The organism is Vibrio sp. Y10_XG_PY6, from assembly GCF_024181795.1.
In the GTDB taxonomy this organism is placed as follows: Bacteria; Pseudomonadota; Gammaproteobacteria; order Enterobacterales; family Vibrionaceae; genus Vibrio; species Vibrio diabolicus.
The window spans coordinates 718,888-739,475 of record NZ_JAMZAQ010000002.1 but is presented as its reverse complement, the minus strand read 5'-3'; the positions used below and the strand labels follow the sequence as shown (position 1 = coordinate 739,475).

The 20,588-nt window shown below is 45.0% G+C and carries 18 protein-coding genes, 4 tRNA genes and 1 other annotated feature; of the genes, 11 read left to right on the top strand and 11 right to left on the bottom strand.

Annotated features, from left to right (window positions below; genetic code table 11):
- Positions 1-655: 655 nt before the first annotated feature.
- From NL644_RS11700 to uvrY, 7 genes are all read right to left on the bottom strand, one after another.
- Positions 656-731, bottom strand: a tRNA-Gly gene (locus NL644_RS11700).
- Positions 732-744: 13 nt separating this feature from the next.
- Positions 745-831 (bottom strand) — tRNA-Leu (locus NL644_RS11695).
- A gap of 77 nt (positions 832-908) precedes the next feature.
- Positions 909-984, bottom strand: a tRNA-Gly gene (locus NL644_RS11690).
- A gap of 37 nt (positions 985-1,021) precedes the next feature.
- A tRNA-Cys gene (locus NL644_RS11685) sits at positions 1,022-1,095 on the bottom strand.
- A gap of 462 nt (positions 1,096-1,557) precedes the next feature.
- A complete protein-coding gene (pgsA, locus tag NL644_RS11680; protein WP_005394805.1) occupies positions 1,558-2,115 on the bottom strand; it encodes a CDP-diacylglycerol--glycerol-3-phosphate 3-phosphatidyltransferase in 558 nt (185 codons plus the stop codon).
- A gap of 46 nt (positions 2,116-2,161) precedes the next feature.
- Positions 2,162-3,994, bottom strand: a complete 1,833-nt coding sequence (uvrC, locus tag NL644_RS11675; protein ID WP_025767270.1) for an excinuclease ABC subunit UvrC — start codon at positions 3,992-3,994, stop codon at positions 2,162-2,164.
- A gap of 1 nt (position 3,995) precedes the next feature.
- Positions 3,996-4,640, bottom strand: coding sequence for a UvrY/SirA/GacA family response regulator transcription factor (gene uvrY / locus NL644_RS11670; RefSeq protein WP_005386783.1), 645 nt, complete (start codon positions 4,638-4,640; stop codon positions 3,996-3,998).
- Between the two features lie 427 nt (positions 4,641-5,067).
- Here uvrY and NL644_RS11665 point away from each other — a divergent pair, with 427 nt between their 5' ends.
- Complete coding sequence (locus NL644_RS11665) at positions 5,068-7,431, top strand: DNA polymerase II (protein WP_253658417.1); 2,364 nt, start codon at positions 5,068-5,070, stop codon at positions 7,429-7,431.
- On the opposite strand, the gene NL644_RS11660 is transcribed toward NL644_RS11665, so the two are convergent.
- Positions 7,428-8,195 carry a nucleotidyltransferase domain-containing protein gene (locus NL644_RS11660; RefSeq protein WP_114323234.1) on the bottom strand — a complete coding sequence of 256 codons (768 nt, stop codon included), beginning with the start codon at positions 8,193-8,195 and terminating at the stop codon, positions 7,428-7,430. The genes NL644_RS11665 and NL644_RS11660 overlap by 4 nt on opposite strands.
- 194 nt (positions 8,196-8,389) lie before the next feature.
- Between NL644_RS11660 and yeiP the strand changes: the two genes are divergently transcribed.
- Positions 8,390-8,956 carry an elongation factor P-like protein YeiP gene (gene yeiP, locus NL644_RS11655; RefSeq protein ID WP_005376801.1) on the top strand — a complete coding sequence of 189 codons (567 nt, stop codon included), beginning with the start codon at positions 8,390-8,392 and terminating at the stop codon, positions 8,954-8,956.
- A gap of 2 nt (positions 8,957-8,958) precedes the next feature.
- Positions 8,959-9,279, top strand: coding sequence for an HI1450 family dsDNA-mimic protein (locus tag NL644_RS11650; RefSeq protein WP_005376800.1), 321 nt, complete (start codon positions 8,959-8,961; stop codon positions 9,277-9,279).
- Positions 9,280-9,465: 186 nt separating this feature from the next.
- Here the strand turns inward: NL644_RS11650 and rluB are convergent, their stop codons facing one another.
- The gene (gene rluB, locus NL644_RS11645; RefSeq protein WP_005376798.1) at positions 9,466-10,404 is read right to left on the bottom strand and encodes a 23S rRNA pseudouridine(2605) synthase RluB; all 939 of its coding nucleotides are present in this window, start codon (positions 10,402-10,404) and stop codon (positions 9,466-9,468) included.
- A 547-nt stretch (positions 10,405-10,951) separates the two neighbouring features.
- Between rluB and NL644_RS11640 the strand changes: the two genes are divergently transcribed.
- The gene (locus tag NL644_RS11640) at positions 10,952-11,662 is read left to right on the top strand and encodes a calcium-binding protein (RefSeq protein WP_005394815.1); all 711 of its coding nucleotides are present in this window, start codon (positions 10,952-10,954) and stop codon (positions 11,660-11,662) included.
- A 102-nt stretch (positions 11,663-11,764) separates the two neighbouring features.
- Here NL644_RS11640 and NL644_RS11635 read toward each other — a convergent pair whose 3' ends face one another.
- Together NL644_RS11635 and NL644_RS11630 are read right to left on the bottom strand one after the other, a co-directional pair.
- Positions 11,765-12,385, bottom strand: a complete 621-nt coding sequence (locus NL644_RS11635; protein WP_005376791.1) for an L-threonylcarbamoyladenylate synthase — start codon at positions 12,383-12,385, stop codon at positions 11,765-11,767.
- 185 nt (positions 12,386-12,570) lie between these two features.
- A complete protein-coding gene (locus NL644_RS11630) occupies positions 12,571-13,428 on the bottom strand; it encodes a PHP domain-containing protein (protein WP_114323235.1) in 858 nt (285 codons plus the stop codon).
- 95 nt (positions 13,429-13,523) lie between these two features.
- Here NL644_RS11630 and NL644_RS11625 point away from each other — a divergent pair, with 95 nt between their 5' ends.
- The 7 genes from NL644_RS11625 to trpA all read left to right on the top strand — a co-directional run bounded on the left by NL644_RS11625 (position 13,524) and on the right by trpA (position 20,578).
- Positions 13,524-13,649, top strand: coding sequence for a trp operon leader peptide (locus NL644_RS11625; RefSeq protein WP_005394819.1), 126 nt, complete (start codon positions 13,524-13,526; stop codon positions 13,647-13,649).
- Positions 13,596-13,699, top strand: a sequence feature (Trp leader region). (Overlaps the previous gene by 54 nt.)
- A 126-nt stretch (positions 13,700-13,825) precedes the next feature.
- A complete protein-coding gene (locus NL644_RS11620; RefSeq protein ID WP_104971909.1) occupies positions 13,826-15,391 on the top strand; it encodes an anthranilate synthase component 1 in 1,566 nt (521 codons plus the stop codon).
- 16 nt (positions 15,392-15,407) lie between these two features.
- Entirely contained in the window at positions 15,408-16,016 is a 609-nt protein-coding gene (locus NL644_RS11615) for an aminodeoxychorismate/anthranilate synthase component II (RefSeq protein ID WP_005394822.1), read from the top strand.
- 37 nt (positions 16,017-16,053) lie between these two features.
- Positions 16,054-17,064, top strand: a complete 1,011-nt coding sequence (trpD, locus tag NL644_RS11610) for an anthranilate phosphoribosyltransferase (protein ID WP_114323237.1) — start codon at positions 16,054-16,056, stop codon at positions 17,062-17,064.
- Positions 17,065-17,077: 13 nt separating this feature from the next.
- Positions 17,078-18,517 (top strand): bifunctional indole-3-glycerol-phosphate synthase TrpC/phosphoribosylanthranilate isomerase TrpF, encoded by a 1,440-nt coding sequence (gene trpCF, locus NL644_RS11605; protein WP_114323238.1) that lies wholly within the window; start codon positions 17,078-17,080, stop codon positions 18,515-18,517.
- 64 nt (positions 18,518-18,581) lie between these two features.
- Positions 18,582-19,772, top strand: a complete 1,191-nt coding sequence (gene trpB, locus NL644_RS11600) for a tryptophan synthase subunit beta (protein WP_114323239.1) — start codon at positions 18,582-18,584, stop codon at positions 19,770-19,772.
- On the top strand, positions 19,772-20,578 hold the full coding sequence (trpA, locus tag NL644_RS11595; protein WP_253658416.1) for a tryptophan synthase subunit alpha: 807 nt from the start codon (positions 19,772-19,774) through the stop codon (positions 20,576-20,578). The genes trpB and trpA overlap by 1 nt, the downstream gene beginning before the upstream one ends.
- Positions 20,579-20,588 lie beyond the last annotated feature (10 nt).

The following is a 20,588-nucleotide window of genomic DNA, read 5'->3' as shown; positions in this document are numbered from 1 at the left end:
GTTTCCCATTAATATGCCGCTTTTACAGCATTAGTATCCCGTCTATCGACAAAAGGCTTTGCCGATACCTACCCTACGCAGTGTCACAATCAGCTTGAATGGTCACTACGCGTATCCCCCAGAGATCAAACGTTGTTAATTACGCTCCGAGATTGCGCGCGAATTTATCACAAAATAAAATCTTCTGGCAACGATTTTTCATATTAGTAACAGTGACGCAAATCACAACAAAGTCCCCCTAGTGATATTTGTACATTCATACTCATCTACAACGCTTTTCTTCTTTTCTCAAATACCTGTTATTTAAACAAATATCCTTACAATATCAGCGCCATGAACCAAAACGGTTTATGAACATACCACTCTTTAATCGTAGAACATTATTTTCAGTATCCAAGGTATTTAACAGAGCTAGTATTTACGTTACTGCTCAGCCTAAAGCGATGAGTCTTTATTCACAGAACTTTGATTGACTAAACTTAAACTAGCCGGATGGGTATGGCCATGAAGTGACGTTGCTATGGCTAAAATTAACAAGGAGTTAAGTTAGTAAGCTGAAGTAGCTCAGTGCTTAAAGAAATACATCGCGAAGAAGAAATTTAAGATTTTAAGAAATACAAAAAAGGCCCAACATTTTCATGCTGGGCCTTAAATCTGGAGCGACACACGAGGTTCGAACTCGTGACCTCAACCTTGGCAAGGTTGCGCTCTACCAACTGAGCTAGTGTCGCGTTTAATATGAGATGGTGCCCCGGGCCGGACTTGAACCGGCACAACGCGAACGTCGAGGGATTTTAAATCCCTTGTGTCTACCAATTCCACCACCAGGGCACACAAATATTCTTTGTGATGCCTTTACAGAAAAGTAAAACACCATCTGATACCGCTAACGCCATATCAATAAAATTTGGAGCGACACACGAGGTTCGAACTCGTGACCTCAACCTTGGCAAGGTTGCGCTCTACCAACTGAGCTAGTGTCGCATTTATTCTCGAAAGCCATTCACTCTCAAAAGAATAATGGAGGCGCCTCCCGGAGTCGAACCGAGGTCCACGGATTTGCAATCCGCTGCATAGCCACTCTGCCAAGGCGCCTCATTTGTGAATAAAGCTAAGCTTTTTCACCACCCTACTGAGCTGTGCTCTCTTGGGTACGGGATGCATTCTACGGATTCGAGCGATCGAGTCAACACTATTTTTATTTTTTTAAATCGTTTGACTAGAATTTGTGCGAAAGACGGTAGATTGCTTAGTTTTAATACTAAAAATAGCTTAAATACACTTGTTTATCATAAAACTTTGGCTACGCCTTACACTGCTGGCCGTGCGTTACGTGTATTGAAGCGTTAACAATCAGGAGACTCGCTTCTCTGAGACTCTCCAAGGGCAAAAACAAGACTTAGATCACATATGGAATTCTATCGAAACAGGAACTCAGATAGAAATTTCAAGCATGGCCGTTAGCAAGCATTAAAAAACGTGAGAAGCAAGGAAATGCTGTAGATTATCTTAGATACAAAAAAGCAGGCTATTAAGCCTGCTTTCTAATATCAGAATTTAATGATGCTCTTCATTCAACAGATCATCTTTCGCAGCAGCTAAATATTGAATCATTGACCAGTACGTCAAGAAAGTTGCCACATACAAGGCCGCAAAGCCTAGCCAAACCATCCATTCATCGTAACGCCATATCAATACCCATAAGGCGAACATTTGCGAAACAGTTTTTACTTTGCCAACCCAAGATACCGCAACACTCGCTCGCTTACCGATTTCAGCCATCCATTCTCGCAATGCTGAGATAATGATTTCTCGCGCAATCATCGTTACCGCAGGAATGGTCACCCAAATTGAATGATAATGTTCCGTGATTAAAATCAATGCCGTTGCCACTAGCACTTTATCAGCGACAGGATCAATAAACGCGCCAAAACGAGAAGTTTGGCCAAGTTTACGGGCCAACATGCCGTCAAGCCAGTCAGTAAAACCCGCTACCCAAAACACCATTGCTGCTGCAAACGGTGCCCATGAATAAGGTAGATAAAAGACAACCACAAAAACAGGGATTAGGAACAGTCTAAGAAGAGACAGAATGTTCGGGATATTCAAACGCATTTTATTATTCTCTTACACATTGCGGCTTAATGTTGCGCGATTTTCCTTATTGTTTCAATGCTTGGAAAATAATTTCTGCTAAAGAGTGACTTATTCCCGGTACTTTGGCGATTTCTTCGACACTTGCACGTTTAAGTTCTTGTAACCCACCCATGTACTTGAGTAACGCCTGACGTCGTTTAGGGCCAATTCCCTCAATCCCTTCAAGTGCACTAGTACGTCTGGTTTTACCTCGCTTAGCACGATGCCCCGCTATAGCATGGTTATGGCTTTCATCACGAATATGTTGAATAAGGTGCAACGCAGGAGCATCGCTTGGTAAATGAAACTCGTCCCCATCGACTGTAATCAGCGTTTCTAAACCTGGTTTGCGAGTAACGCCTTTTGCAATACCAATCATGATAGGACGCTTTGGCCAATCCCCCCAGTACTGCGAAATGATGTCATGCGCACGATTTAACTGACCTTTACCACCATCGATAAAGATGATGTCGGGAATTTTCTCTACGTCCAATTGCTTCGAATAACGGCGCTCCAACGCTTGTCCCATTGCAGCGTAATCGTCACCACCGGTAATGCCAGTGATGTTATAGCGACGATACTCCTGCTTAACGGGGCCTTCATTGTTGAACACCACACACGATGCAATCGTACTTTCCCCCATGGTATGGGAGATATCAAAACACTCCATTCGAGCAATAGACTCCAACTTCAATGTTTCGCGAAGCGCATGAAAACGCTGATTAATCGTCATCTTGTGATTGATTTTGGTGGTAATCGCCGTTAGTGCATTCGTGTTCGAAAGCTTGAGATACCTTGCTCGAGAGCCAGTTGGCGAGGTATGGAAATGAACCTTACGACCAGCCACTTCACTTAACGCTTTCTGTATTGGCGCAATATCTTCTGCCAACTCTTGATTCAAAATAATACGAGAAGGAATCGTGCGCGCTTCGTTATGGCTCAAATAGTATTGAGTCAGAAAACTATCGAACACTTCCTGCTGGCTTGTATTTTGTGGGATTTTCGGAAAATGGCTACGGCTACCAAGCACTTTACCTTGGCGTATCATCAGGATATGAATACACGCAATACCATTCTCCTGAGCAAACCCTAGTACATCCATATCATCCATGCTGTCTTCTGAGACGTACTGCTGCTCTTGAACACGTCTAATCGCTTGGATTTGATCGCGAAATTTAGCGGCATCTTCAAAGCGCAATTGCTGACTGGCAACTTCCATTTTCTCGATCAGTTGTTTGAGTACTTGCTGGTCTTTGCCTTGCAAAAACATGCGCACAAAGCCAACCAACTCTGCGTATTCTTCATCAGAAATGATGGTATCAACGCATGGCCCTGCACAACGGCCAATTTGGTACATCAAACATGGGCGCGTTCGGTTGGAATAGACAGTGTCTTCACACTGGCGCACAGGAAATATCTTTTGCAGCAAATGCAATGTTTCTCTTACTGCACCAGAATCTGGGTAGGGGCCAAAATATTCACCTTTGCGCTTCTTGGCGCCACGGTGGATAGAAAGCCGTGGGTGTTTATGGCCGCTAATAAAGATATAAGGGTAAGACTTATCATCTCGCAGCAACACATTGTATTTCGGTAAATACTGCTTGATGTAGTTATGTTCTAAGATCAGCGCTTCTGTCTCAGTGTGAGTCACCGTGACGTCTATTTTGGCGATATTACTGACAAGCGCGCGAGTTTTCTCACTGTCTACTTTTTTTCGAAAGTAGCTTGAAAGGCGCTTTTTTAGGTCTTTGGCTTTACCTACATAGATGACAACAGCTTCGGCGTTGTACATTCTGTAAACGCCGGGCTGATGAGTTACTGTCTTGAGAAAGGAAGCCGAATCGAAGGGAGGATTCACGCTAAAGGGTCTCGGTGTCCAGCATTCCGTGGCGAATCGCTAAGTGAGTTAACTCAACGTCACCATTAATGTCCAATTTACTAAAGAGTCGGTAGCGATAGCTGTTGACTGTCTTTGGACTTAAATTAAGTTGCTCAGAAATATCCGTTACCTTTTGGCCTTTGGTGATCATAAGCATGATCTGCAATTCACGTTCGGATAAGTCTTTAAAAGGGTTCTCAGAGGCTGGAGAAAATTGACTCAATGCCATCTGCTGCGCAATCTCTGGTGAGATGTAACGCTGCCCACTATTAACTACACGAATCGCATTCACCATTTCATCAGGGCCAGCACCTTTGGTTAAATAACCAGACGCACCTGCCTGCATCACCTTGGTTGGAAACGGGTTTTCTGTATGAACGGTAAGTACGATGATTTTCACATCAGGATTCACGCGAAGAATTTTTTTAGTGGCTTCCAAGCCACCAATTCCTGGCATGTTCATGTCCATTAAAACGACGTCAGCATGATTACTGCGACACCATTTTACTGCATCTTCACCGCTGTCAGCTTCTCCTGCTACGTTCATTCCACGGACGTCTTCAATAATACGTCGTATCCCTGTGCGAACCAGCTCGTGATCATCTACAAGGAAAACATTTATCAAACTTGTATCTCCACACTTTGTATTGGTTCTGCACCCACATAACCATTATTTGTTAAATGTGGATATCAGTATGACTGCCTATATACTAACGTAATCGACAAAAAATTGCTTTCTATGAATATGTGCTGAAACGCAAACTTTAGCAAGAACTTATTCATAAACCACTCTATTATTTTAGAGCGTGATGAGCAGAACCGAAATCTAAGAAAAGACAATTAACAACATTAAGTACAATAAATCAAGTAACTAGGTTTCATATTGCCCAGAGAAACACGCTATAACTTAAAATGACACTGTCCCTCTTGCACCAGAGGCTAACTTGTAATCACTAATTCCAGCAAAAATTTGAACCGTTTTCTTTACTGGTTATTTTTACAGTTCTTAATGTTAAACTAGCGTTCTTCAAGTTTTCTAAGGTTTCTCACATTTGAATATCCAACAAGGCTTTCTGCTTACTCGACAGGCACGAGACATCAAAGGTCAAACTCAAATCGAGCTGTGGCTTTCGACAGAAGCAGGTCCTACTCAGTTAATTATTAATGGTGAGAAGCCAGTATTTTTCATCGCTCAGAAACACTCAGAGCAAGCAAAAACACTCGCGCGAGAAAAAAACATACCCGTCGACATCCGCCTTTTGGATCTCAAAACGTTTGAACATACGCCTCTTTCTGCATGCTATACCAACGTAACCAGAGACGCTCTCACACTTAAAGACACGTTCGCTCAAAATGATATCACCACTTACGAAAGTGATATTCGCCTCGCCGATCGCTACCTCATGGAGCGTTTTATTAAAGGCAGTATTGAGTTTACAGGCAATGTTACTCGTACCAATGGCTACCAACGCGTCCAGAACGCAAAATGCCGTGCGGGGCAATATGAGCCGAAGTTAAACGTTGTCTCGTTAGATCTAGAATGCTCTGAGAAAGGCATTCTTTACTCCATCGGGTTAGACAGCGTCATGGATTCCCGCGTTATCATGATCGGAGAACCAGAACCTTCGGATACACCGATACAATGGGTCCAGGATGAAAAGGCGCTTCTAGAAGCACTCATCGATTGGTTTAAAAAATTCGACCCCGATGTCATTGTCGGTTGGAATGTCATTGATTTTGACTTTCGTCTGTTACACAAACGAGCAGAATGGCACAACATGAAGCTAATGCTTGGCAGAGCAGACCAAGCCAGCTTTTTTAGAAGTTCATCTCAAAGCCAACAAGGGTTTATCTCCATTCCCGGGCGAGTTGTGATGGATGGTATCGATACGCTAAAAACTGCTACTTACCACTTTCGATCTTGGTCATTAGAGTCTGTATCTCAAGAACTCTTGGGGGAAGGTAAAGAAATCCACAACGTTCATGACCGTATGGATGAGATCAATCGTATGTACCGCTCCGACAAACCATCGCTGGCTAAATATAACTTACAAGACTGCGTGTTGGTGAACAAGATTTTCAATCACACTCACCTGCTCGACTTTGCAATTGAACGCTCTCGCCTCACTGGTGTAGAACTGGATCGTGTCGGTGGCTCGGTAGCGGCATTCACTAACTTATACATGCCGCAAATACACCGCGCAGGCTATGTTGCCCCGAATCTACACCCAGAAAATTGGATTGCGAGCCCCGGCGGTTACGTGATGGACTCCATCCCTAACCTATATGATTCCGTTTTAGTGTTGGACTTTAAGAGTCTATACCCATCGATTATTCGCTCTTTCTTGATTGATCCTATGGGTTTGGTTGAGGGGTTATTACTCGATATTGGTAAAGAAGGTGATCAGGCAGTACCTGGCTTTCGCGGTGGTCAGTTCCATCGTACGAAACACTTTTTGCCAGAAATGATTGAAAAGCTTTGGGCGGCACGTGATGTCGCGAAAAAGAACAATGAAAAAGCTTTTTCTCAGGCAATCAAAATCATCATGAACTCGTTTTATGGCGTACTGGGGTCATCGGGATGTCGTTTCTTTGATACTCGGTTAGCTTCTAGTATTACCATGCGCGGACATGAAATCATGAAGCAAACTAAGGTGCTGATTGAGGAGCAAGGCTATCAAGTGATTTACGGCGATACGGATTCCACATTCGTGTCGTTGAATCGACCATACAGTCAAGTAGAAGCTGACGCTGTTGGAAATCAATTAGTTGATTACATCAACTCTTGGTGGCAAGAACACCTGCGTTCTGAGTACAACCTAACATCTATGTTGGAAATCGAGTATGAAACCCATTATCGCAGATTCCTTATGCCAACGATTCGTGGCGCAGAAACTGGCTCGAAAAAGCGCTATGCGGGTTTAATCGGTGAAGGAGAGCAAGAACGGATTGTATTTAAAGGGTTAGAAAGTGCCCGTACTGATTGGACCTCGTTAGCACAGAAATTTCAAAATACACTCTATAGCATGATTTTCCATGGTGAAGATCCAAGCGACTATGTCCGAGAGATGGTTGAGAAAACTAACAACGGTGAATTTGATGAACAGTTGGTGTATCAAAAGCGACTGCGCAGAAAACTGCATGAGTATCAGAAGAACGTCCCGCCACAAGTGCGTGCAGCTCGTTTAGCGGATGAGATAAATGCCAAGCTTGGACGCCCATTACAGTATCAAAACAAAGGACGAATTGAATACATTATAACCGTGAACGGTCCTGAACCTTATGAGTACCTCAATAGCCCGATTGATTATCAACATTACATTGATAAACAACTCAAACCCGTTGCAGATGCGATTCTCCCTTTCATTGGGACGGATTTTGACAGGCTTTCAGCACCACAAATGGGGTTGTTTTAACCGATACGAAACTCTGTTTTCTGGTACTGTTTGACTAACCAATCACCAAACGCATCAATTAGCCCGATAACAGAACGCTTGGGAATACCCCGGCCAGAAAGTAAAATTTCTAGCCGCTCGATCTCAAGCTGCTTTTCAGGATGATAAGTTAAGAATACCTTGCCACATTGTATAGGGTCATCAAACCAACGTTTATCTCGATACATCACCAAAGAGTATGACGCTCTTAGTAACTTTTTAGCAATCACGCGCTGGGCGGCCACCTGCTCTTCTATCGTCTTCGCTTGTACGATTTTTTTGCGATACACCGTAATCCAATCTTCCACATCCATATTCCAGTGCTTAGCAATTTCCCAACTTGGGACGTAATCACCAAAACAGTCTGCTAGATCATCACCATAAACACAGACACAGCAATGCTTAAGCATAAAGCCCCAAGTGAAAATACTATCTAAATTAGCTACTTCGCTCACTAAGGCTGTACGGACCGATACACCATTAACTTGAGGGTAACTCTGCTGCGCACGCCACTTAATTGTGTTGAGCAAAGTCGCGCGATTGTGCTCAAAGGATGATTGAGTAACGACAACCAGGTCTAAGTTCGACCTCCCAACGATCGCTGTTTTGCGAGCAACACTACCGTATACATAAACGCTGTGCAAGTTTTGCCCCAGTCCACCTTTGAGACAAGCGGTGACTTCCCTAATTAAAGGCGCAAACTCTGGTTGAAATGGTTGTTTAGGATCGATAACAGGCAGAGACATGACTTAAAACGTGTTCTCAGATGGTTCAAGAAGTTGGACTATATGTTCTCTTAGCCGACTCACTGAATCAAGTCCATTCAGGTGTTTAGTCATGGGAGTAACAACAAATTTCTGCAATGAATTTTAATGCTAGGCGGCTAACTTAGCGCTATAATCACCGAGTTTTGCTTAATAAGTATGAATAGGAATATACAATGCCAAAGGCAAGTGAAATCAAAAAAGGCTTCGCAATCGAGTCTAATGGTAAAACTCTTCTAGTTAAAGACATCGAAGTAACGACTCCTGGCGGTCGTGGCGGCGCTAAAATCTACAAAATGCGTTGTACAGATCTAAACACGGGCGCACGTGTAGATGAGCGTTACAAGTCTGATGACGTTGTTGAAACGGTAGAAATGAACAAACGTGCAGTTGTGTACTCATATGCTGACGGCGATGAGCACATCTTCATGGATAACGAAGACTACTCACAATACACATTCAAGCACAATGAAGTTGAAGACGACATGCTGTTCATCAACGAAGATACACAAGGTATCCACATTATCCTTGTTAACGGTGCTGCTGTGGGTATTGAACTGCCATCTTCTGTTGAGCTAGTGATTGAAGAAACTGACCCGTCAATCAAAGGTGCTTCTGCATCTGCTCGTACTAAACCAGCACGCTTCGCTTCAGGTCTTGTCATCCAGGTTCCTGAGTACATTGCAACTGGTGACCGTGTTATCATTAACACAGCTGAACGTAAATACATGAGCCGAGCATAAGCATGTCTGATTTGATTTCTTACGACGACGTCATCGACGCAGCGTACGACATTTTCCTTGAGATGGCTCCAGATAACCTAGAGCCTGCTGACGTAATTCTGTTTACTGCGCAATTTGAAGATCGTGGTGCCGCAGAACTTGTTGAAACTGGTGATGACTGGGTTGAACATGTTGGCTTCGAGATCGACAAAGAAGTATATGCAGAGGTTCGTATCGGCCTAGTAAATGAGGAAAATGACGTTCTTGATGACGTATTTGCTCGTATGCTAATCAGCCGAGACCCTGAACATAAGTTCTGCCATATGCTTTGGAAACGCGATTAACGTTTCTTCATCATGATAAAAAATACCAGCCTAGCGCTGGTATTTTTTTATCTGCTGTTTTTGTTTAGCTGCGATATTTGTTTATCCAAACACCCTTCTCTATATCGGCTTTAGATCCTTTCGCTATGTAACAGATAAGAAAAAGGCTTGCCAAGTTGGCAAGCCTTTCTGATGTTTTGCTATCGATTAACGATGCTTGTTACGTGCACCTTGATCACCAGCGGTCTTCTTCGGCTTACGACGAGAAGGGTTGTTGCTGCGACCTTTTGGCGTGTTAACACGCTCTTCATGGCGCTTAACTGCGCGACGAATTTTTTGGCTGCGTGCACGCTCACGTTTGCGTGACGTGTTGTCTTTGTTCAGATCAAGCATGGTTTCTTTCTCTGGACGAAGCTCTACAAGCTCACGCAAGTAGTTTACTTCTTTCAGGTCAAGCTCCATCCAACCGCCACGAGGCAGTTTCTTGTCTAAGAAGATGTCGCCGTAACGAACACGTTTCAGACGACTAACGGTACACTCTTGCGATTCCCATAGTCGACGAACTTCTCGGTTACGACCTTCGTTGATAACAACGTAAAACGTGTGGTTCATGCCTTCACCACCCGCGTAAACAACATCTTCAAAGCGAGCTAAACCGTCTTCCAGTTCAACACCTTTTACTAGATTACGAACTTTCTGTTCAGTTACTTCACCGAACACACGTACTAGGTATTCACGTTCAACTTGGCGGCTTGGGTGCATTAAGCGGTTCGCCAGTTCACCATCCGTTGTGAAAAGCAGAAGACCAGAAGTGTTCGCATCCAGACGACCAACTGAAATCCAACGAGAGCCACGAATTTTTGGCAGACGATCAAAAACAGTACGACGACCTTCTGGATCGTGACGAGTACACAGTTCACCTTCAGGTTTGTAGTACGCAAGTACACGACAAATCACTTCTTCTTGAATCTTTGCAGAGACAATGTGACCATCGATACGAACTACGCTGCTCTCGTCTTCAAGTCTTTCACCAAGCTTAGCGACTACACCGTTCACGCTAACGCGACCAGATTTAATTAACGATTCAATCTCACGACGAGAACCGTGACCAGCACGTGCTAATACTTTTTGTAACTTTTCGCTCATTTATCTACCTATGTGTCGTCTTCACAGACGTCTAGACCAGGATTGGTCTGTATTTTGCTAATTACCCATTTCAGTGGGATTTTTCGGTCCGACATTATACGTAACTTTCTCAGTTAATGTAAGCTAAATCGGCGCCATTCTCCACACCCAAAATTCACTTTAAAACGTCGAAAATATTTACTCTATTCTGCAACTTTTTTCCTACTTAATACTGATATTGCCCAGCGAGAATCCCACTAATATCGGTCTTCCCGAGCCACTTTAACCGTGCAGTACCTGATAAAATTGTCAGGGTTACAACGATAACCACTTGGGGTGTGTTTACTGTTCGTGTTGCTTTAAAGGCAACGAAGAATAAACAGTCCCAGTTTGCTGCTAAGTAATACCAATCATCGTGGATAAATGAGCACTCATAGCAAGACAAGAAGCATCGGTAAGTCACTATTTACTATTAAAAATGACACTAACGTTATCGTGTATTTTAACTAGCTAGATTAGCTCTGCATTTTCGGCGATTGGCATAAATCAGACAAAAAGGAATAGAACAATGTCTATGCTAAATCTAGACCTAAATTGGATTTTTGGGACATCTCAAGATGACGATATGACCGGTACAAAAGGGTCTGAAACAACCGATATTTTCTTCGGCTTCTGTGGTGATGATAAGTTCGTAGGATACGGAGGCAATGATGTTGTCTTCGGGGGCTGGGGAGACGATACCTTGCTCGGTGGCCGAGGGAACGACTTTGTTTCTGGCGGCTTTGGCAACGACTTCCTATCGGGCGGATTAGGAAATGACAAGCTCTTTGGTGGTTGTGGCGATGATACAATTTTTGATTACTCAGGCAACAACTACTTGAGTGGGGGTTGGGGTAACGACACGCTCGTCGTTGGCGATGGTGAATCAGTACTGAGCGGCGGCTGTGGAGACGACACTTTCGTGCTTACAAACCGCCTGGCTATTGGTGTACCGGATCAACCTGTATCCTCCAACGATATTGATATTAAAGCCGATATTGTCGATTTTAATATTTTTCATGACAAACTTGTCTTCGATATGGGCAGAGACACCGACAATGATGGCATTCGAGATACGTTCTTGGATTCAGCGGATGATCTGACTTTATCTTATAATGAGTGTGGCTGGGCAGTATTCTCTAGTGATGAATACAATGTCGAAGTAACATTAAACGGCGTGAGCTCTGCATACATCAACTATGCTGAACAAAATGGTATCGACATTTTCGATTTCGCTTAATCTCAAACAGTTAAGTTCAATGAGATATTCGATATGACAACTAAAATAGGAGGCGCGATGCCTCCTATTTTGTTTGACGGTGGTGTACGACTATTCGTCGAATTATTCGAATGGTGCCGGGTCACCTGATCCCAAACGCACCACAACAGGTTCACCTTCGCTAAAATCAATGACGGTCGTAGGCTGTTCACCTAAGTAACCGCCATTAAGAATCACATCAACCGCATGTTCTAGTTTATCGCGAATATCTTCCGGATCAGACTCTGTTACGTCACTGCCAGGTAGAATCAACGACGTAGACATCATCGGTTCACCTAATGCTTCCAACAAGTCCAAGGCAATTTGATTGTCTGGAACACGGATACCGATGGTCTTACGTTTCGCGTTCATCAAACGACGCGGCACTTCTTTCGTGCCTTTGAAGATGAAGGTGTAAGGACCTGGTGTGTTGTTTTTCAGTAGTCGGAATGCAGAGTTATCCACTCGCGCATATAGAGAAAGTTCCGACAAATCACGACACAGTAATGTAAAGTTATGCTTATCATCCAGACGACGGATCTGACAGATTCGTTCCAGTGCCTGTTTGTTCTCCAACTGACAGCCAAGTGCGTACCCTGAATCGGTAGGGTACACCACAACGCCGCCGTTACGAATGATTGCTACTGCTTGATTAATCAAGCGAGCCTGTGGGTTTTCTGGGTGAACGTAAAAAAACTGGCTCATTGTAATTCCTCATTATCGAGCCTCTCGGCTCTATATTCTTATGTGGAGCTTGAATGCCGCCTTGTTGTGTTTTATCAAGTGACTTCAAGATTCAAAGTGTTGTTCAGTTCCAACGACAAGGAAAGCCACATTAATACCCAATATACACTTTCCAGTTATTTGATGCTGAAACCCACGCTTTGAGGTTACTTTGATATATCCAACGAAGGATCAATACCCCAATCTTTCCAAACTGGTTCGACGCCTGCGGGCAACCAAAGGTTCCTTCCTAGCTCCATCCAAGGGGATGGGTAGTGAAAATCACTGCCTTGAGACGCTAATAGTTTGTATTGTATAGCATAATCAGCCAAGTTGCGCCTTTCTTGTTGCGCTTGCTGTGGCTGTGCAACTTCCATCGCATCGCCGTTTGCTTCTACAAACGCTGCTAGAAGACGCTTAATCCACTTCGCTGTCAACTTATATCTTCCAGGATGCGCCAATACCGCCATCCCACCAGCCGCATGGATAGCATCAACCGCATCTTTCATCGAGCACCAATTCGGTGGTACATAACCTGGGTTATTACGCGTTAGGTATTTTTTAAACACCATTTGCATGGTTTTTGCGTAACCATTATCCACCAACCATTTCGCGAAGTGCGCTCTCGTAACAGGCGCATCACCGGCGATCTGCCTTACTTCTTCGAGCACACCTTCCCGAGTTGCTTTTTGTAGTCGCTCTGCAATCAACTCCGACCTTGTTATGCGGTGCTGCTTCTGCTGCTCGATGAGGGAGGATAATTGTTCATTTTCCGGATCGATATTCAAACCGACAATATGAATGTCTTTGTTTTGCCAGACAGTCGATATCTCAATGCCGTTGATGATTTTGATCGGCAAATTATTGTCTTGAACGTGTTGCTTGGCTAACGCCAAGCCGTCAACCGTATCGTGATCAGTGATCGCCAAAACCTCGATATCAAAACTCAGCGCCCTTTCCACTAAATCTTTAGGCTCTAACCGACCGTCCGATGCAGTGGTGTGACTATGTAAATCAATTCTCATATTTTTATCGTTTTAATGCTGTTTTGGGGTTGACTTTTTACTCTCGCACTAGTTAACTAGTACGCAAATACAAAGTACGTAATTTAAGGTTCACCATGTTACAAGAATTTAACCAAAACCAAAAAGCGAAAGTTGCGGTTTGTCTTAATAAGACAAACTCATCAGATCTTGCTTGGTGGCGCACTTGGACTAGTTCTTGGTGGGCAAACGTATACTTCTAGTTTATAGAACCAAACGTTGTAAAGCCCGCTACTTAAGCGGGCTTTTTTGTTTTGTTGCTCATTTCACATTCAACTGCCTAAACATTAATCGAATATGGCTAACTCTAGATTGGGAGAACGTTTGCTTTATGCGACTATGTACGGCAGGAAGATTTAGCCAGCTACAAGGAGGTCTTGTGAATAAGGCCATAGAAATCAAGAAACTTGGATGCCTAGAAGTATTAAAGACTTCGGTTCCTTACACTCAAGACCCAACACGTTTGTTCCATACCATTTGTGAGAACAAAAGAGATAGCTTGCTTCTCGAATCCGCTGAAATTGATTCGAAACAGAATCTAAAATCACTTTTAATCGTCGATTCAGCAGTGCGCATCGTTTGTTACGGCCACACTGTAAACATGCAGGCGTTAACCAACAACGGTAAAAACCTACTGTCTCACCTAAACCAGAACATCCGTGGTGACGTTGAAAGTAAGTTCGATGGCGAAACGCTGACTTTGGAGTTTAGCCAGCCATGCGACACGTTAGATGAAGACTCTCGACTACGTGAAGCCTCTTCTTTCGATGCGCTGCGTTTGGTTCAGCATAGTTTTGATATTTCACAGCAAGATAAACACGCTATTTTCCTTGGTGGTCTGTTTGCCTACGACTTAGTCGCAAACTTCGAGCCGCTTGGTAATGCAGAAGCAACCAATCAATGTCCAGATTACGTTTTCTACGTCGCCGAAACACTGCTGGTTGTCGACCATCAAACGGAATCTTGCCAGCTTCAAGCTACATTGTTTGTGGATGATTCAGAAAAACTAGCGCTAGAGACTCGCATCGCAGAAATCAGCGCTCAATGTGCGGCGCCAAAGTTACTTCCAAGTGCAGAGAAAATCGCCGACGTAACGGTAGAACCTAGCGTATCTGACGATGACTTCTGCCAAATCGTTCGCGACTTAAAAGAGTTCGTAGTTAAGGGCGATGTATTCCAAGTCGTACCATCTCGCCGATTCACTCTACCTTGCCCTTCTCCACTCGCTGCTTATAAAGAACTGAAACAAAGTAACCCAAGCCCTTACATGTTCTACATGCAAGATGAGCTGTTCACTTTGTTTGGCGCATCACCAGAAAGCGCGCTTAAGTACGAAACCGACACCAACCAAATTGAAATCTACCCAATTGCAGGTACACGTCGCCGTGGTAAACGCCCTAACGGCGAGATCGATTTCGACCTAGATAGCCGCATCGAACTTGAACTGCGCACCGACATGAAAGAAAACGCAGAACATATGATGTTGGTTGACTTAGCACGTAACGACGTCGCTCGTATTGCTCAAGCTGGCACTCGCCACGTAGCAGACCTACTAAAAGTCGACCGCTACAGCCACGTAATGCACTTAGTATCTCGTGTGGTTGGTCAACTGCGTGAAGACTTAGACGCGCTGCACGCATACCAAGCATGTATGAACATGGGCACGCTCACTGGTGCACCAAAGATTCGTGCAATGCAGTTGATTCGCGATGTAGAAGGCGCACGACGCGGTAGCTACGGCGGTGCTGTGGGTTACCTTACTGGTGAAGGTACACTCGACACATGTATCGTAATTCGCTCAGCTTACGTTGAGAACGGCATTGCTCAAGTTCAAGCTGGTGCTGGCGTGGTGTTCGACTCTGATCCACAAGCGGAAGCAGACGAAACGCGCGGCAAAGCACAAGCGGTAATCTCTGCTATCCAAGCAGCGCATAAGTCACAATAAGGAATAGGGTTCAGAGATGGCTAATATCATTTTTATCGACAACTTTGACTCGTTCACCTACAACCTTGTGGATCAATTCCGCTCGCTAGGTCACTCAGTCAAGATTTACCGAAACAACATCCCAGCAGAAACCATTGAACAAGCGGTAAACGAGCTTGAAAACCCAGTGGTTCTGCTATCGCCAGGCCCTGGTGCTCCTTCAGAAGCAGGCTCAATGCCAGAGCTGATCCAACGCATGAAAGGCAAAGTACCGATGATCGGCATTTGCCTTGGTCACCAAGCGATTGTTGAAGCGTACGGCGGCACCGTTGCTGGCGCGGGCGAAATCATTCACGGAAAGGTCTCTATGATGGAGCACCAAGACCATGCGATTTACCAAAACCTACCATCACCACTTGCAATTGCACGTTACCACTCGCTGGTTGCGACCAAGGTTCCTGAGAGCCTAACCATCACAGCAGAAGTGGATGACTTGGTAATGTCTGTTGTACATGAAGAAGATAAAGTTTGCGGGTTCCAGTTCCACCCGGAATCTATTATGACGACCTACGGAGCAACACTGTTGGCCAATGCCATTGAATGGGCTCTTGAAGAACAAACTTCAGTGAACCCACTAACTGCTTAAAAAGCACTTGGCACATAAGAAATTTAGGAGAGGAAATATGGACGCAATCATCAACCCTATTATTACCAAACTGTACGAGCAAGAATCGCTTACTCAGGAAGAGAGCCAACAGCTGTTTGACATCATCATCCGTGGTGAACTAGACCCAATTTTGATGGCATCAGCACTGACTGCACTAAAAATCAAAGGCGAAACGCCAGATGAAATTGCAGGCGCGGCCAAAGCTCTACTGGCAAATGCAAACCCATTCCCTCGCCCAGATTACGATTTCGCAGATATCGTAGGTACGGGCGGCGACGGTCACAACACCATCAACATTTCAACCACTGCGGCGTTTGTTGCTGCAGCATGTGGTCTGAAAGTAGCGAAACACGGTAACCGCAGCGTTTCAAGCAAATCTGGTTCTTCTGACCTTCTTGATTCATTTGGTATCAACCTAGCCATGAGCGCAGAAGATACACGCAAAGCGGTCGACGATATCGGTGTTGCTTTCCTATTTGCACCTCAATACCACGGTGGTGTGCGCCATGCGATGCCTGTGCGTCAAACTATGAAAACACGAACCATCTTTAACATTCTTGGTCCACTGATTAACCCAGCTCGTCCAAACATCGAATTGATGGGTGTTTACAGTGAAGAACTGGTTCGTCCTATCGCGGAAACCATGCTACAAATGGGTATGAAGCGCGCCGCAGTGGTACACGGAAGTGGTTTGGACGAAGTCGCGATTCATGGCGAAACAATGGTTGCAGAAATCAAAGACGGTAAGATCACAGAATACAAACTAACGCCTGCAGACTTCGGTCTAGAAGCGCACCCGTTAGAAGCAATCAAAGGTGGCGATCCTGAAGAAAACAAGGCGATCATTACCAATATCCTGACGGGTAAAGGTACAGACGCACAATTGGGTGCAGTAGCGGTGAACGTTGCTCTGCTAATGCGTCTATTCGGTAACGAAGATTTAAAAGCCAACACGCAACAAGCGATTGAGGCAATGAATTCAGGCAAGGCGTACCAATTGGTACAACAACTTGCCGCACACGCTTAAGGAATTGAAGAAGATGACTGACTTCAACACTCAGCAAGCTGACAATCTGTCTGAACACGTTTCTAAGAAAGAAGCAGAAATGGCAGAAGTACTGGCGAAAATTGTCCGCGACAAATATCAGTGGGTAGCAGACCGTAAGGTGTCTCAACCGCTAAGCACATTTCAGTCTGATTTGCTGCCATCGGACCGCAGCTTCTACGATGCTCTGAGTGGCGAAAAGACGGCATTCATCACCGAATGTAAGAAGGCATCTCCTTCTAAAGGTTTGATTCGTGATCACTTCGACTTGGATTACATTGCATCGGTTTACAACAACCATGCTGATGCGATTTCAGTCCTAACAGACGAGAAGTACTTCCAAGGCAACTTTGACTTTCTTCCTCAAGTACGTGGTCAAGTCAAACAACCCGTTCTGTGCAAAGACTTCATGGTAGATACCTATCAAGTTTACCTAGCACGTCATTACAGTGCTGATGCCGTACTTCTGATGCTTTCTGTCTTAAATGACGAAGAGTACAAAGCGCTAGAAGAAGCAGCACACAGCCTGAACATGGGTATCCTGACCGAAGTCAGCAACGAAGACGAGCTTCATCGTGCCGTTAATCTAGGAGCACGCGTTATCGGCATCAATAACCGTAACTTGCGCGACCTAAGTACCGATTTGAATCGTACTAAAGAACTGGCACCGACAATTCGCGAATTAGCACCAAACGCGACCGTGATTTCAGAGTCTGGCATTTATACGCATCAACAAGTTCGTGATTTAGCGGAATACGCAGACGGCTTCTTGATTGGTAGTTCGCTGATGGCGGAAGACAACCTAGAGCTTGCAGTACGCAAAGTCACGTTGGGTGAAAACAAAGTCTGTGGCTTAACGCATCCAGATGACGCAGCAAAAGCATATCAAGCTGGTGCGGTATTTGGTGGCCTGATTTTTGTCGAGAAGTCGAAGCGTGCAGTTGACCTTGAAAGTGCTCGCTTAACCATGAGCGGTGCTCCACTTAACTACGTAGGCGTTTTCCAAAATCACGATATCGATTTTGTTGCTTCTGTTGTGACCTCTTTGGGTTTAAAAGCGGTGCAACTGCACGGTCAAGAAGACCAAGCTTACGTAAACCAACTCAAAGCCGAACTGCCAGCAGCGGTAGAAATTTGGAAAGCTTATGGCGTGACTGATGCGAAGCCAGAACTACTTGCAGACCACATTGACCGCCATCTATTAGATGCTCAAGTTGGCACCCAAACTGGCGGAACTGGTCAAGTGTTCGACTGGTCACTGATCGGCGACCCAAGTCAAATTATGCTAGCGGGCGGACTGTCGCCAGAAAATGCTCAACAAGCAGCGACACTCGGTTGCTTGGGGTTAGATTTAAACTCTGGTGTAGAAAGTGCACCAGGCAAAAAAGATTCACAGAAGTTGCTTGCGGCATTCACCGCCATTCGCAACTACTAAAGCTGGATATCAGCTAAAAAATTTAAAGCTATTCGTAGCGAAAAATACGAGAAGGAATATAACGATGGCAAAACTGAATGCCTACTTTGGCGAATACGGCGGTCAGTACGTTCCGCAAATTCTAGTTCCTGCATTGGAGCAACTAGAGCAAGCGTTTATCGACGCGCAAGAAGATCCAGAATTCCGCAGTGAGTTCATGACGCTTCTTCAAGAGTATGCGGGCCGCCCAACGGCTTTAACTCTAACTCGTAACCTAACTAAAGGTACGAAAACCAAACTGTACCTAAAACGTGAAGACCTGCTTCACGGTGGTGCCCACAAGACTAACCAAGTGTTGGGTCAAGCGCTACTTGCGAAACGCATGGGCAAAAACGAAATCATCGCTGAAACTGGCGCAGGTCAACACGGTGTTGCAACCGCACTAGCGTGTGCACTGCTTGGTCTTAAGTGTCGCGTTTACATGGGTGCAAAAGACGTTGAGCGTCAAAGCCCGAACGTATTCCGTATGAAACTAATGGGTGCAGAAGTCATTCCTGTCCACTCGGGTTCAGCAACGCTTAAAGACGCATGTAACGAAGCGCTGCGCGACTGGTCTGCAACTTATGAAGATGCGCACTACCTACTAGGTACAGCAGCTGGTCCTCACCCATTCCCAACCATCGTGCGTGATTTCCAACGAATGATCGGTGAAGAAACTAAGAATCAGATTTTGGCACGTGAAGGTCGTCTTCCTGATGCAGTTATCGCGTGTGTGGGCGGCGGTTCAAACGCGATTGGTATGTTTGCTGACTTCATCGAAGAAGAAAGCGTTCGCCTCATTGGGGTTGAGCCAGCAGGTAAAGGTATCAATACAGACCAACACGGTGCACCACTTAAACATGGCAAAACGGGCATCTTCTTTGGTATGAAGGCGCCATTGATGCAAGATCCTAACGGCCAAGTTGAGGAGTCTTACTCTGTATCTGCGGGTCTTGATTTCCCTTCTGTAGGACCACAGCACGCGCACCTAAATGCAATTGGCCGTGCGGAATACGACAACGTAACGGACGACGAAGCGCTCGAGGCATTCCAAGAACTGGCTCGCAGCGAAGGGATCATCCCAGCTCTAGAGTCTTCTCACGCTCTAGCTCATGCATTGCGCATGGCTCGTGAGAATCCTGAGAAAGAACAACTATTGGTCGTAAACCTATCTGGTCGTGGTGACAAAGACATCTTCACCGTACACGCCATCCTAGAAGAAAAAGGAGTGATTTAATGAGCCGTTATGAGAAGATGTTTGCGCGTCTAAACGAAAAAAGCCAAGGCGCATTTGTACCGTTCGTAACGGTTTGCGATCCAAACGCAGAACACTCTTACAAGATCATGGAAACCCTCGTTGAGTCTGGCGCAGACGCCCTTGAACTTGGTATTCCATTTTCAGATCCGCTTGCAGATGGCCCAACCATCCAAGGCGCTAACATTCGTGCGCTGGATTCAGGCGCTACACCAGATATCTGCTTTGAACAAATTGGTAAGATTCGTGCTAAATACCCAGATCTGCCTATTGGCCTTCTGATGTACGCGAACCTAGTTTACTCACGCGGTTTCGAAAACTTCTACGAGCGCTGTGCAAAAGCAGGCATCGATTCTGTTTTGATTGCAGACGTACCAACCAATGAAAGTGCAGAGTTTGTTGCAGCAGCAGAGAAGTTTGGTATTCACCCAATCTTCATCGCACCGCCAACGGCAAGTGACGAAACACTGAAGCAAGTATCAGAACTGGGTGGTGGCTACACTTACTTGCTTTCTCGTGCTGGCGTGACAGGCGCAGAGACAAAAGCAAATATGCCAGTTGGTCACATGTTAGATAGATTAAACCAGTTCGATGCACCACCAGCGCTGCTTGGCTTCGGTATTTCTGAACCAGCACAGGTGAAACAAGCAATAGAGTCTGGCGCAGCAGGGGCCATCTCCGGCTCAGCTGTGGTGAAAATCATTGAAGCGAATGTCGAGCAGCCACAAATTATGCTCGATAAACTTGGTGATTTTGTGTCAGCGATGAAAGCTGCCACTCAGAAATAATTTCCATTTG

Coding starts and splice junctions, on each gene's coding strand:
- pgsA (WP_005394805.1), bottom strand. CDS start 2,115: ATGCGTTTGAATATCCCGAACATTCTGTCTCTTCTTAGACTGTTCCTA.
- NL644_RS11660 (WP_114323234.1), bottom strand. CDS start 8,195: ATGTCTCTGCCTGTTATCGATCCTAAACAACCATTTCAACCAGAGTTT.
- yeiP (WP_005376801.1), top strand. CDS start 8,390: ATGCCAAAGGCAAGTGAAATCAAAAAAGGCTTCGCAATCGAGTCTAAT.
- NL644_RS11650 (WP_005376800.1), top strand. CDS start 8,959: ATGTCTGATTTGATTTCTTACGACGACGTCATCGACGCAGCGTACGAC.
- rluB (WP_005376798.1), bottom strand. CDS start 10,404: ATGAGCGAAAAGTTACAAAAAGTATTAGCACGTGCTGGTCACGGTTCT.
- NL644_RS11640 (WP_005394815.1), top strand. CDS start 10,952: ATGTCTATGCTAAATCTAGACCTAAATTGGATTTTTGGGACATCTCAA.
- NL644_RS11635 (WP_005376791.1), bottom strand. CDS start 12,385: ATGAGCCAGTTTTTTTACGTTCACCCAGAAAACCCACAGGCTCGCTTG.
- NL644_RS11630 (WP_114323235.1), bottom strand. CDS start 13,428: ATGAGAATTGATTTACATAGTCACACCACTGCATCGGACGGTCGGTTA.
- NL644_RS11625 (WP_005394819.1), top strand. CDS start 13,524: ATGTTACAAGAATTTAACCAAAACCAAAAAGCGAAAGTTGCGGTTTGT.
- NL644_RS11615 (WP_005394822.1), top strand. CDS start 15,408: ATGGCTAATATCATTTTTATCGACAACTTTGACTCGTTCACCTACAAC.
- trpD (WP_114323237.1), top strand. CDS start 16,054: ATGGACGCAATCATCAACCCTATTATTACCAAACTGTACGAGCAAGAA.
- trpCF (WP_114323238.1), top strand. CDS start 17,078: ATGACTGACTTCAACACTCAGCAAGCTGACAATCTGTCTGAACACGTT.
- trpB (WP_114323239.1), top strand. CDS start 18,582: ATGGCAAAACTGAATGCCTACTTTGGCGAATACGGCGGTCAGTACGTT.
- trpA (WP_253658416.1), top strand. CDS start 19,772: ATGAGCCGTTATGAGAAGATGTTTGCGCGTCTAAACGAAAAAAGCCAA.